At 72.2% G+C, this 12,120-nt stretch carries 12 protein-coding genes, 1 tRNA gene and 1 pseudogene; 8 read left to right on the forward strand and 6 right to left on the reverse strand.

Annotation, left to right across the window (positions count from 1 at the left end; genetic code table 11):
* Positions 1-54: 54 nt before the first annotated feature.
* Complete coding sequence (locus G514_RS28485; RefSeq protein WP_036566020.1) at positions 55-2,109, reverse strand: beta-propeller domain-containing protein; 2,055 nt, start codon at positions 2,107-2,109, stop codon at positions 55-57.
* Positions 2,110-2,207: 98 nt separating this feature from the next.
* Between G514_RS28485 and G514_RS0122680 the strand changes: the two genes are divergently transcribed.
* The 4 genes and pseudogenes from G514_RS0122680 to G514_RS31395 form a co-directional block, all read left to right on the forward strand.
* Positions 2,208-3,395 (forward strand): saccharopine dehydrogenase family protein, encoded by a 1,188-nt coding sequence (locus tag G514_RS0122680; RefSeq protein WP_036566023.1) that lies wholly within the window; start codon positions 2,208-2,210, stop codon positions 3,393-3,395.
* An 83-nt stretch (positions 3,396-3,478) separates the two neighbouring features.
* On the forward strand, positions 3,479-3,718 hold the full coding sequence (locus G514_RS0122685; protein WP_028653611.1) for a DUF6458 family protein: 240 nt from the start codon (positions 3,479-3,481) through the stop codon (positions 3,716-3,718).
* Between the two features lie 149 nt (positions 3,719-3,867).
* Complete coding sequence (locus G514_RS28490; RefSeq protein ID WP_169576549.1) at positions 3,868-5,061, forward strand: glycosyltransferase family 4 protein; 1,194 nt, start codon at positions 3,868-3,870, stop codon at positions 5,059-5,061.
* Positions 5,058-5,438 (forward strand): annotated as a pseudogene (locus G514_RS31395) (DUF305 domain-containing protein); the annotation flags it as partial. The gene G514_RS28490 and the pseudogene G514_RS31395, both read left to right, overlap by 4 nt.
* Positions 5,439-5,637: 199 nt before the next feature.
* Here the strand turns inward: G514_RS31395 and G514_RS0122695 are convergent.
* Positions 5,638-5,710 (reverse strand) — tRNA-Arg (locus G514_RS0122695).
* A gap of 205 nt (positions 5,711-5,915) precedes the next feature.
* On the opposite strand from G514_RS0122695, the gene G514_RS28500 reads away from it, so the two are divergent.
* Positions 5,916-7,211 carry an LCP family protein gene (locus tag G514_RS28500; protein ID WP_084152340.1) on the forward strand — a complete coding sequence of 432 codons (1,296 nt, stop codon included), beginning with the start codon at positions 5,916-5,918 and terminating at the stop codon, positions 7,209-7,211.
* Positions 7,208-7,381, forward strand: a complete 174-nt coding sequence (locus tag G514_RS30815; RefSeq protein WP_169576551.1) for a hypothetical protein — start codon at positions 7,208-7,210, stop codon at positions 7,379-7,381. The genes G514_RS28500 and G514_RS30815 overlap by 4 nt, the downstream gene beginning before the upstream one ends.
* A 1-nt stretch (position 7,382) precedes the next feature.
* On the opposite strand, the gene G514_RS28505 is transcribed toward G514_RS30815, so the two are convergent.
* The 4 genes from G514_RS28505 to G514_RS0122725 form a co-directional block, all read right to left on the reverse strand.
* Positions 7,383-7,775, reverse strand: a complete 393-nt coding sequence (locus G514_RS28505) for an MscL family protein (protein ID WP_051248117.1) — start codon at positions 7,773-7,775, stop codon at positions 7,383-7,385.
* A gap of 32 nt (positions 7,776-7,807) precedes the next feature.
* A complete protein-coding gene (locus G514_RS0122715; protein ID WP_028653612.1) occupies positions 7,808-8,437 on the reverse strand; it encodes an SAF domain-containing protein in 630 nt (209 codons plus the stop codon).
* Between the two features lie 65 nt (positions 8,438-8,502).
* The gene (locus G514_RS30045; protein ID WP_084152329.1) at positions 8,503-8,838 is read right to left on the reverse strand and encodes an FmdB family zinc ribbon protein; all 336 of its coding nucleotides are present in this window, start codon (positions 8,836-8,838) and stop codon (positions 8,503-8,505) included.
* A 56-nt stretch (positions 8,839-8,894) separates the two neighbouring features.
* A complete protein-coding gene (locus tag G514_RS0122725) occupies positions 8,895-9,476 on the reverse strand; it encodes a 5-formyltetrahydrofolate cyclo-ligase (RefSeq protein ID WP_245582310.1) in 582 nt (193 codons plus the stop codon).
* A gap of 22 nt (positions 9,477-9,498) precedes the next feature.
* Between G514_RS0122725 and G514_RS0122730 the strand changes: the two genes are divergently transcribed.
* Together G514_RS0122730 and glp are read left to right on the forward strand one after the other, a co-directional pair.
* Positions 9,499-10,881 carry a UTP--glucose-1-phosphate uridylyltransferase gene (locus G514_RS0122730; RefSeq protein WP_028653615.1) on the forward strand — a complete coding sequence of 461 codons (1,383 nt, stop codon included), beginning with the start codon at positions 9,499-9,501 and terminating at the stop codon, positions 10,879-10,881.
* Positions 10,882-10,886: 5 nt separating this feature from the next.
* Entirely contained in the window at positions 10,887-12,119 is a 1,233-nt protein-coding gene (glp, locus tag G514_RS0122735; protein WP_028653616.1) for a molybdotransferase-like divisome protein Glp, read from the forward strand.
* Position 12,120: the final 1 nt, after the last annotated feature.

Below are 12,120 nucleotides of genomic sequence, written 5' to 3' on the forward strand. Positions count from 1 at the left end.
CCGGCCCCAGCCCGGGCTGCGGCGTGTCTCGACCCGCTGCAGCGACTTCGTTCCTCAGTCGCTGCGCTCGCTCGACCCGACCTCGCCCACGTCGTCCGCTCGTTCCTCGCGGTCGACTGCGAGGTCGAAAAAGTCGGCACCGTCGCCGGTCACCAGCACCACCCGGCCGTCGGCCAGCGGCACCAGCCGGACGGCGGTGACCTCGTCGCCGTGCTCCACCTCGACCATCCGGTTGGACAGCTCGCCGTCCCCCAGCGTGAGCACCGAGACGTAGCCGACGTTGCCGCGGTCGCCGTACTCCGCGACCACGGTGAGGACCGTGCGGCCGTCGGGCAGCCAGGTCAGCTGGCGGGGGTCCTGCGCGGCCAGCGCCTGGCTGCCCGGGCCGAACTCGACGACGTCGAGCTGGCGCGGGTGGGTCAGGTCGGTGACGTTGAACAGCCCCGCCTGGGCGCCCCACGCGCCGCGCTCGCCCTGCAGCTGCCCGAGGCCGAGGAGGCGGTGCCGGCCGAGCGGATGGAGGTAGCCCGAGTAGCCCGGGATCTTGAGCGAGCCCATCAGCCTCGGCTGGTCGGAGGTGAGGTCGACGGCGTAGAGCGGGTCGACCTGGCGGAAGGTGACGACGATCGCGAGGGTGTCGAACCACCGCACCGACTCGATCTGCTCCCCGACGCCGAGGTCGTCGAGGCGGCCCGCCTCGACGAGGTCGTTGCCCTCCTGGCGGAAGGTGACGACGGAGTTGAAGTCGCCGGTGCTGGCGCTGGGACCGACCGCGACGCGGAGGACGGCGTCGGTGCCGCTGCCGACGGCGTCCATCGACCAGCGGTCGCGGATCACGCCGTCGACCTGGCCCGACGCGGCGAAGGTCGTGTCGATGCCGTCGAGGTCGAAGGCGTAGAGGTGGCTGGAGCCGTCGTACGCCGCGGAGGTGGTCGCCGGGCCGCGGCGGCCGGTGAGCCAGCCCGGGAGGAACCCGCCCGACTCCGGCGCCGGACCCGGCGGCAGGCACTCCCAGCAGCCGAACGCGAAGGTCGGGCTCGTGGCGAGGTAGAGCTGGTCGGCCGAGGCGTAGGCGAGGTCGGTGTCCGCCGCCAGCCCGCTGACCGACGGCGCCTCGGGTGCCGACGCGTCGAAGCCGACCACGGCGAGGGTGCCGAGCGACGCACCGTCGTCGGGGACGGCGACGTCCTCGCAGGCGAGCAGGGGCTCGCGGTCGGCCTCGTCGAGCGAGGCGCCCGGCAACCAGTCGCCGATGGTGCTGGCTCGCACGGCCGCCTGGTTGGCCTCGGTGGCCTCGAACTCCGTCGTCGTCCGGTCGGGGAGGGTGAAGTCGAGGTCGGGCAGGCCGGCACCGAGCACGACACGGACCACGCCGTCGTGGAGGCGCGCGGTGACCAGGCCGCTGTCGTAGTCCACCGTGTGGGTGACCTCGGGGTCGGCCGGGTCGGAGACGTCGATGGTCGCGATCCGGGTCTCGGCCCGGCGGGCTCCGTCGTCGTCGCGGTGGGAGAGGGCGACGACGGTGTCGCCGGCCAGGAGGATCTCGGTCGCACCGCCGCTGAGGGTGTGGGGCAGGTCGAGCGAGGTGAGCCGCTCGACCTCGGCGCCGCTCACGTCGTAGGTGACCAGGTCGCCGTCCTGGACCCGGAAGAGCGTGTGCCCGTCGGTCTTCACGACGTCGGGCTCGTCGACGCCGGCCTCCTGCACGTTGGTGCCGGTCTCGCCGTTGGTCGAGCGCACCGGCGACGGCGCCAGCGGCCCGCGCGAGGACGGCGCGGCCTCGGCGGCCTGCGGCACCAGGACGCCGCCGCCGACCGAGCTCTGTGCGAAGTCGTAGACGACGTCGGGGTTGCCGGCCCAGCCGTAGGGGCCGACCAGCTCGAGCCCGCGCTCGACGTACCAGTCCAGCAGGTCGTCGCAGGAGCCCGGCACCGACAGGTCGGAGCCCGAGAACGCCGCCGGCGACACCCGGGTATCCGGCCCTCGCTCGCCGCGGGTGCCGGCGTGGTCGGTGCCGCCGTACGACGTGCCGAGCACGAACGCGCCAGCGAGGCCGGCGAGCGCGGTGAGGGAGACGAGGCTGCGGGACAACAGCGGCGGCAGGGACATGATCTGGTCCTTCGACGATCAGGAGCCGGCCCGACCGGCGGGCTCCGCCGATCGGACGCGCCGGGCGCGCCCCTGGTTCCTTCTGGGAGAGTCGGACCATGCCGTCCGCCGCCCAGGAGCCGTCCTCGCGAGACCTCGACATCGTCCTGCTCGGTGCCACCGGGTTCACCGGGGCGCTCACGGCCGAGTACCTCGCCGACCACGGGCCCACGGGGCTGCGCTGGGCGCTGGCCGGCCGCAACCGCGGCAAGCTCGAGGCGGTGCGCGACAAGCTCGCGACGATCGACCCCGCGCTGGCCGACCTCGAGCTGATCGAGGCCGACAGCGGCGACCGCGCCTCGCTCGACGCGATGGTCCGCCGCGCGAAGGTCGTGATCTCGACGGTCGGGCCCTACATCCACTTCGGTGAGCCCCTGGTCGCCGCGTGCGCGGAGGCCGGCACCGACTACGTCGACCTCACCGGCGAGCCGCTGTTCGTCGACCTGATGTACGTCGCCCACCACGCGACGGCGGTGAAGAGCGGCGCCCGGATCGTGCACTCCTGCGGCTTCGACTCGATCCCGCACGACCTCGGCGCCTACTACACGGTCAAGGAGCTGGCCGCGAAGGGGCCGGTCGCGGTGCGTGGAGTCGTGCGGGCCGGCGGCGTGCCGTCCGGCGGCACCTTCCACTCGGCGATGGAGATCATGTCCCGCGCCCGCGAGACCCGCGCGGCCGCGAAGGCGCGCAGGGCTGTCGAGCGCCGCCCCGAGGGCCGCTCGTCCAAGGCCGTGGCCGGCAAGCCGCACCGCGACAAGGTGCTCGGCTGGTGGCTGCTGCCGCTGCCGACCATCGACCCGGCGATCGTGGCGCGCAGCGGGGCCGCCCTGCCGGCGTACGGGCCGCGCTTCACCTACTCCCACTACGCCGGCGCCAAGAAGCCCTGGAACGCCGCGGGGGTCGCCCTCGGTGCCGGAGCAGTGATGGCGTCGGCCCAGGTGGCGCCGCTGCGCAACTTCCTGCTCGGCCGGGTCAAGCAGGGGGACGGTCCCGACGAGGCCCGGCGTGCGAAGTCGTGGTTCACGGTCGACTTCGTGGGCGAGGGCGACGGGCGCACCGTGCACACGCGGGTGAAGGGCGGCGACCCGGGCTACGGCGAGACCTCGAAGATGCTCGCGGAGTCCGCGCTCTGCCTCGCCTTCGACGACAACCCGAAGACCGCCGGCAGCGTGACCACCGCCGAGGCGATGGGTGACAACCTGATGGCCCGCCTCGTTGCCGCGGGGATCACCTTCGAGACCCGCTGAGCCGTTTGCGCCGGGCCCGAACCGGCTACCCCTCAAGACGGATCGCGGCCCGTTCGGCTGCGACCTGGACTGAGGAGATTGTGATGGGTTACGGCTTCGGCGGATTCCTGCTGGTGGTCGGGCTGGTGCTGGCACTGGCCGTCACCGACCAGGTGAACGGTGTCGACCTGACCACGGTCGGCTGGATCATGGCGCTCGTGGGCGCCCTCATCATCGTGCTGACCGCTGCCACGCTGGCCCGGGCCCGCGGCACCCGCTCGGTGGCGACCACCACCCACTCCGACGGCACCGAGACGGTGAGCGAGCGGCGTACCGAGATCTGAGCCCAGATGGGCGCTCTCGGGCTGAGGGCCTTGAGGGCTCGGCTACCATGAAGGCACGACTGCAAGTGTTCGACCGCGTGCCGTGACCCACGGCGCAGTGCGACCCTGACGCCAGCAGCGACCTGAGGCGGCGGCGACATCTCGCGGCAGTGCACCAGTCATCGACCTTGCGCGGCGAGGACCCGGTGATCTCGTTCGTCTGGTCGCCCGGAGAGCGGCTCCCTGCGGGCACCGGAGGCTCGGAGAACTACACCGTGGGCCAGGTCCGCGAGCTGAACAGGCGCGGGATCGCCGCGCGGGTCGTGACGATCGGCCTTGGCTCTGCCGACGGGCGCTCGGAGTTCGTCGACATCCCGTTCCACTCGCTCGCTCACCTCGACGACGTCGGCCGGCTGGACGACACGATCGTGTTCGTCACCCATGCCCCGCACCTGGCCACCCGACGTCCGGCCTACCAGATCCTGCACGTCCCGCCGCCGCTGCGCACCCTCCAGCGGGCCGCAGTCGTGAGCGCGACTCGCGACCGGATCTTGATCGCGACGAGCACGTACGCCGCGGCGTTGTGGGCCCGCTTCCTCGACGTGGACGTGGCAACGGTGCACGTCGTGCACCCGTTCGCCGAGCCCGCCTTCGGCCTCGAGCCGCGGACGGCGCGGACCGCGGGTCGACAACGGGTGCTCTACGCCGGGCGGTTGAGCCCGGAGAAGGGGATCTACACCCTTCTCTCGATGCTGCACAACGACCTGATCGAGGACGACGAGTCCCTGGTCTTCACCGTGACGACCGCCGGATCGGACAAGCGGCAAGGTCGCATCATCGAACGGATGCTCCGCACGCATCCGCGCGTCGAGCTGGTGCCTGCGCGGACCACTCCTGACGGCATGGCCGCGCTCATGGCCGAGCACGACGTCGTGGTGATGCCCTCGAACGGGCAGTACTGGCACGAGACCTTCGGGATCGTCTCGATCGAGGCCCAGCACGCGGGTGCCCGCGTGGTGGCGTCCGACGACGGCGGCCTGCCGGAGACCCAGTGCGGCGCCCTGCACCTGGTGGAGCCCGACAACTCAGAGGCACTGGCCCTGGGCATCATCGACGCCCTGTCGCGAGGCCCCGTCTCGCCAGCGGCGCGCGGGTCGGCGGCGCGCTGCTTCACCGTGGGTCAATCCGTCGACTCGCTCCTCGAGGTGGTGCGCAGCCCCCAGCCGGTCACGCCGTTCCGCCTGGTCCACGAGCTCGAGGAGCTGCTGACCTTCGCGCCGAACCCGCCCGACCCGAGGCTCACCACGCCGGGAGCTGTGTCGGTCGCGTCGGGCACGTCTGGATGGACAGGAGCAGCCACATGACCATTGCGCCGCTTGCCCCGAGGCATGGCTTCAACGGAGCCGACCTCCGCTACCTCCGGGGTGCCGTGCAGACCCTGTCCGATGCGCTCGGAGCCAGCAGGGTGGCCGCTGACCAGGCGGTCCATCCCGCCGTGCGAGCGTTGGCAGCGCGGGTGACCCAGACGCTCACAGACGACATCGGCGCGGTCACCGCACTGCTGGGCGGATGGGGCGACCAGGAGGGCGTTCGCAACCAGGCTTCACAGCTACGGCAGGGGCCTCTCGAGACCTCCGGAACGAGCGAGCTGCGCTCCTGCAGCGGTGTCGAGGTCGACCTACGCTTCCTGGAGATCCTCGCGGCGCACACGCACACGGTCCTCGCGGGGACCCGCGAAGAGATGAACGAAGGGTTCGCGCTGCCAAGCCGGGTCCACGCGGAACAGGCCAGCCGCAGGTGCTGGCAGGAGCTCACCGCGCTCACGGTGGTCCAAGGTGAGCTCGACCCCTTGGTGGGGCCGGCTTCTGCCGGCGGAACCCCCGCGCCGGGCGCCGGCACAGCGAACGCTCTGGTGCCCCAGGCAGGAGTCGAGCTTGCGGTGCCCCAGGCAGGAGTCGAACCTGCGACCTTTCGCTTAGGAGGCGGCTGCTCTATCCGCTGAGCTACTGGGGCTGGTGGTGCTGGTGGTCGTCGATGCAGTGAGACCGCCGGTCATCTTGTCACGGAGGCTCGCGCCGAGGTGTCGCGGATGTTTGGCGTTACCGGCCGGTCACGGCCATCATTTACCTCACACCCGTAATCTGGCGCGGACGAGCGCGCACCCATGTGAGCGGTCCTCCTCCTCGTCAACCAGACACCGGCCCATGTGAAGGTGACGATGCCCGACGCTGCGCAGCACTCTGCCCAGCCCGAGCTGCCGTCCCCTTATCAACCCGGCAAGCGTCGCGGGCGCGCCCGCCGATCGCACACCGTCGCCAAGGTGCTGCTCTCGACGCTGCTCACCCTGGGCCTGGTCAGCGGCCTGTCCGTGGCGTTCCTCTACCGCCACCTCGACGGCAACATCAACCACCAAGAGGTGGCCGACCAGCTCTACGACCGGCCGGAGAAGGTGCACATCGACGCGCCGAAGCAGCCGATCAACATCCTGGTGATGGGCAGCGACTCGCGCGACTGTGAGGGCTGCGGCATCGACGGCGAGGCCGGCGGCGGGTCCGACACCACGATCCTGTTCCACCTCTCGGCCGACCGGCAGTCGGCGTACGGCGTCTCGATCCCGCGCGACTCGCTGGTCGACCGGCCCGACTGCAAGACCGAGGACGGCGACACCATCCCGGGCGGCAGCAACGCGATGTGGAACGCCGCCTACACCTACGGCGGCCCCGCCTGCACGATCCAGCAGTTCGAGCAGGACACCGGCATCAAGGTCGACAACTACGTCGTCGTCGACTTCGGCAGCTTCAAGGGCATGGTCGACGCCGTCGACGGCGTCGAGGTGTGCGTGCCCGAGGACATCGACTCCTCCGAGTACGGCATCACCATCCCGGCCGGCACCCGCACCCTCGACGGCAAGGAGGCGCTCGCCTACGTGCGCGTGCGCCACGGCGTCGGCGACGGCAGCGACATCGGCCGCATCAAGCGCCAGCAGGCCTTCATCGGGGCCCTGGTCGCCAAGGTGCTCTCCAGCGGCACCCTGACCCGCTTCGACCGGCTGGTCCGGTTCCTCAACGCCGCGACCAAGGGCCTGACCACCGACATCAACAGCATCAAGGACATGGCGAAGGTCGGCCTGCAGTTCCAGGACATCGGCCTCAAGCGCATCCGGTTCATCACCGTGCCGTTCGTCTACAGCACCGCCCAGCCCGGCCGGGTCGAGTGGACCTCGGACGCCGCCGTCCTGTGGGACCGGATCGCCCACGACAAGCCGCTGGGCAAGCTGCGCGACGGCTCGCTCGGGGCCAACCAGGTGCCGAGCGGCACGGCGAGCGAGTCGGCGTCGGGCACCTCCTCGCCGTCGGGCTCCGAGTCGTCCAGCAGCGAGTCGTCCAGCAGCGAGTCCGCCGACACCGAGTCGCCGTCGAGCACGACGTCGCCGTCCGCCGACGAGACCGAGGAGTCCGACGACGGCGTCGACGCGAGCGCCGACGACCTTGAGTTCGCCGGACTGTGCACATGAGCACGCCCGAGCCCGACTGGCAGCGCAAGCGGCGGCTGACCGAGGTCTTCGGCGACGTGCTTCCGGAGACGACCAGCGACGAGCGCGACCCCGCCGAGCAGGACGGGAGCGCGGCCGAGCGCAGCGACACCTGGCTCAAGGAGCAGGTGCCGCCGCACCACGGCAGCTAGATCAGACGGTCGGCGGGACGGCGGGGGGAACGCCGCCACCCTGCTGGGCCGCGAGCAGGTCGCGGATCTCCTGGAGCAGCTTGATGTCCTCGGGCGTGCCCGGCTCGGGGCTCGGGAAGTAGCGCTCCTTGGCCTCGGTGTAGGGCAGGACGATCACGAAGTAGACGACCGCGGCCAGGATCAGGAACGTGATCACCGCGGTGATCCACGCGCCCACGCTCACCCCGCCGGGATGGTAGTTGGAGAAGTCGGGCGTGCCGCCGATCTTGCCGACGAGGTCCATCAGCATGTTGACGGTCGCCGTCACGACTGCGGCGAACGCCGCCGCCATCACGAACGCCACGGCGAGCTCGACCAGGTTGCCGCGCAGGATGAAGTTCTTGAAGCCGGTCACGATGACCTCCGAGTCGGTTGGATCCGGCCACGCTAATGGGACCAGGCCACGGTGAGGAACCTCGTCAGCGTCGCGGACGAGACGCCGGCGACCTCCGACGGACGCACGCCCAGCACCACGAGCCGCCCGGGCAGGCCGTCGGCCGCGGCGTCGGCGGGCGGGGGTGGGAGGGCCAGCACCAGCGCGGCGCGGGCCACGGTCGAGGCCGGCCCGCCCTGCGGGTCGACGGAGATCACGTCGACCTCGTCGCCGGTGCGGAGCAGGTCGGCCATGGCCGTGTCGGGCAGCCGGACCGGCAGCGCCACGAGGTCTGGACGGTCGCGCACCAGCGCGGCGCCGAGCAGCGCGGCGTCGGTGATCGGCTGGCCCCGCCGCAGCGGCCCGGCCAGCCGGCGTCCGACCGGGTCACGGAGGTGGCCGGCCGGGACCGTGCCCGGGGCGAAGCGGGCCGTGGTGAGGTCGTCGGGCTCGAGCACCGCCCCCGCGCCGAGGTCGTGGGCGGCGACGGTCACCGGCACCCGGTCGGGCGGTGGCGCCGCCGTCGCCCGGAGGCCGGCCCACACCGCGAGCAGGGCGCAGAGGGCGGCGAGCAGCCGTCGGCGTCGCAGCCCCGCACGACGCACGCGGCGGCCGGCGGAGCGCAGTCGGGTCAGGAGGGACACGCGGGCGACGCTACGAGCGCGCGCCTATGGCCCTCAGCCCCCGGACAGCGGGCTGTGGAGAAGACTCAGCTGGCGGTCGGCTGGGGAGACTTCGTGGCCGAGCTGGACGAGCTCGATGAGCCCGACGAGCCCGAGTCGCTCGACGTCGACGTCGAGGACGACGAGCTGTCGCTGGACGAGGTCGACTTCTCCGACGAGGCGGCGGGCTCGGACGAGGTCTGCTTGCCGCGGCTGTCGGTGCGGTAGAACCCGGAGCCCTTGAAGACCACGCCCACGGCGTTGAACACCTTGCGCAGCCTGCCCTGGCACTGCGGGCAGACGGTCAGGGCGTCGTCACTGAAGCTCTGGACCTGCTCGAACGCGTGCCCGCACTCGGTGCAGGCGTACTGGTAAGTGGGCAACGGAGCTCCTCGGGAGGTTTAGCACTCGACCGGGTCGACTGCCAGATGGTACCCCGTCAGAACGCCGACACGAACCTCGTGATTCCCGCCGGGCTGGCGGCGGCCGTCACCGGCCGGTCGTGGGGCTCCACCGGGACGTCGAGGCCGACCTCGTCGTCGTAGAGCAGCACGCAGGTGAAGGTCCCCACCGGCACCCGCGCCAGGGCCCGGTCGTAGGACCCGCCGCCGCGCCCCAGCCGCTCGCCCCGCGCCGAGACCGCGAGGCCCGGGAGCAGCACCACGTCGGCGGTGGCCACGGCCTCGGGCCCCAGCCGCGGACCGCCCGGCTCGAACAGCCCGAACCGCGCCGGCACGAGGTCGTCGTCTCCGGCGTACGCCGCCCAGTCGAGGTCGTGGTCGGGCAGCAGCACCGGCAGCACGATGCGCGTGCCGGCGGTCGCGAGCGCGTGCAGCAGGGGAGCGGTCCCGGGCTCCGGCCCGGTCGCGACGTACGCCGCCACCGTGGCCGCCCGGTGGAGCTCCGGAGCGGCGAGGAGGTGACGCGCGATCTCGCCCGCGGCCTCCGAGCGTTCGAGCAGCGGGCGCCGGTTGCGGGTGGTCACCAGCTGGTCGCGCATCGCCGTCTTCGCCCCGACCACGAAGCCAGCCTACGATCAAGGTATGGGTAGTTCAGGGCTCAACAAGGCCCGCGACAAGATGGCCGCCGCCGGGGTGGACGAGGTCGCCATCGAGACGTTCGCGCACTACTTCCGCCTGCTCGAGCACGGCGAGACCGGGATGATCCCCGAGTCCATGATCGAGCCGGTCGACATCGAGGCCCTCGCCGACGTCGAGGTCGGCGACGACGACGCCGCGGCCGCGATCCGCACCACCGCCGTCATCAAGCTCAACGGCGGCCTCGGCACCTCGATGGGCATGGACCGCGCCAAGTCGCTGCTCTGCGTGCGCCGCGGCCTCTCGTTCCTCGACATCATCGCCCGGCAGGTGCTCCACCTCCGCCGGGAGTACGACGCCCCGCTGCCGCTGCTGTTCATGAACAGCTTCCGCACCTCCGAGGACACGATGGCCGCCCTGGCGCGCTACGAGGACCTCCCGGTCGAGGGGCTGCCGCTGGAGTTCCTGCAGAACAAGGAGCCCAAGCTCCTGGCCAAGGACCTCTCGCCGGTGAGCTGGCCCAAGGACCCCGACCTCGAGTGGTGCCCGCCCGGCCACGGCGACCTCTACACCGCGCTGCGCGGCACCGGTCTCCTCGAGCAGCTCATCGAGGCGGGCTACGACCGCGTGTTCGTGTCCAACTCCGACAACCTCGGCGCCGTCCCCGACGCGCGCGTGGCCGGCTGGTTCGCGACCAGCGGCGCGCCGTTCGCGATCGAGGCCGTCCGGCGCACCCCCTCGGACAAGAAGGGCGGCCACTTCGCGCGCCGCCGGTCCGACGGGCGGATCGTCCTGCGCGAGACCGCGCAGACCCTCCCGGAGGACCGCGAGTCGCTCGCCGACCTCGGCCGGCACAGGTTCTGCTCGACCAACAACCTGTGGTTCGACCTGCGCAAGATGAAGGAGGCCCTCGACGTCCGCGACGGCATCCTCGGCCTGCCGCTGATCCGCAACGAGAAGACCGTCGACCCGGGTGATGCCTCGAGCCCCGCGGTCATCCAGGTCGAGACCGCGATGGGCGCGGCCGTGGAGGTCTTCCCCGACTCCCGGCTGATCGAGGTCGGTCGCGACCGCTTCGTGCCGGTCAAGACGACCAACGACCTGCTCGTCATCCGCTCCGACGTCTACGACATCGGCTCCGACTTCGTGCTCGACCAGGTCTCCGACGAGATCCCCTACGTCGACCTCGACGGCAAGGTCTACAAGGTGGTCGGCGAGTTCGACCGGCGGTTCCCGGCAGGCACGCCGTCGATGAGGAAGGCGACCAGCCTCACCGTCTCGGGCGACTTCACCTTCGGCGCCCACGTCCAGGTGGTCGGCGAGGTCGAGCTGTCGACGACCTCGGCGGAGCGGATCCCCGACGACGCCGTTCTTGCTGCAGACTCCTGAGCGTGATGGACCAGCCCTGCACCGTCGAGGAGCACCTCGCGCGCGTGCTCGGGGGCGTGCGTCCGATGGCGCCGGTCTCCCAGCCGCTGCTCGACACGCTCGGCCTGGCCTGCGCCGAGGACGTCGTCGCCGCGGTCTCGCTGCCGGGCTTCGACAACTCCGCGATGGACGGCTACGCCGTACGCCGGGCGGACGTCGCGTCCGCCACCGCGGACCAGCCGGTGACGCTGCCGGTGGCCGGCCAGATCGGCGCCGGGCAGGCGACGCTGCGCGAGCTGCCGGCCGGCGCGGCGGCCAAGATCATGACCGGCGCGCCGATCCCCGAGGGCGCCGACGCGGTGGTCCCCTACGAGTGGACCGACCGCGGCGCCGACGTCGTCCGGATCAGCCAGGCGCCCGCCGCCGGGCAGCACGTGCGGCCGCAGGGCGACGACCTCTCCGCGGGTGACCTCGTCGTGGCCGAGGGCACGGTGCTCGGCCCGCGACACCTCGGGCTGCTCGCCTCGGTCGGCCGCGCCAGGGTGCTCGCGCGCCCGCGGCCCCGCGTCGTCATCCTCTCCACGGGCTCCGAGCTGCGCGAGCCGGGCGACGAGCTCGGCCACGACTCGATCTACGACGGCAACTCCTACCTGCTCGCCGCCGCGGTGCTGCGGGCCGGTGCGGTGCCCCACCGCGTCGGCATCGTCACCGACGAGGCCGGGGTCTTCCTCAAGACGCTGCACCAGGAGCTGGCCGGCGCCGACCTGGTGGTCACCTCGGGTGGCGTCTCCCAGGGCGACTTCGACGTCGTGAAGGAGGCCCTGCGCGAGGAGGGCGTGTGGTTCGGCGGGGTCGCCATGCAGCCCGGCAAGCCCCAGGGCTTCGGGCTGGTCGGCCCGGAGGGCCGCGGGGTGCCGATCGTGACCCTGCCCGGCAACTCCGTCTCGGCGTACATCTCCTTCGAGGTGTTCGTGCTGCCGGCGATCCGCACGCTGATGGGCCTGACACCGACCTCGCGTCCGCTGGTCGAGGCGCGGCTCACCCGCGCCATGACGTCGCCCGCGGGCCGGCGCCAGTTCATGCGCGGCGAGGTCGGCACCGACGCCGGCGGGCGGTACGTCGACCCCGTGGGCGGCCCCGGCTCGCACCTGATCGGCGCGCTGGCCGAGGCCAACAGCCTGATCGTCGTCCCCGAGGACGCCACCGAGCTGGCCGAGGGCGACCGGGTCCAGGTGCTGGTGCTGGACGGGGAGTTCTGAG

The sequence above is a fragment of the Nocardioides halotolerans DSM 19273 genome (assembly GCF_000422805.1).
GTDB lineage: Bacteria > Actinomycetota > Actinomycetes > Propionibacteriales > Nocardioidaceae > Nocardioides > Nocardioides halotolerans.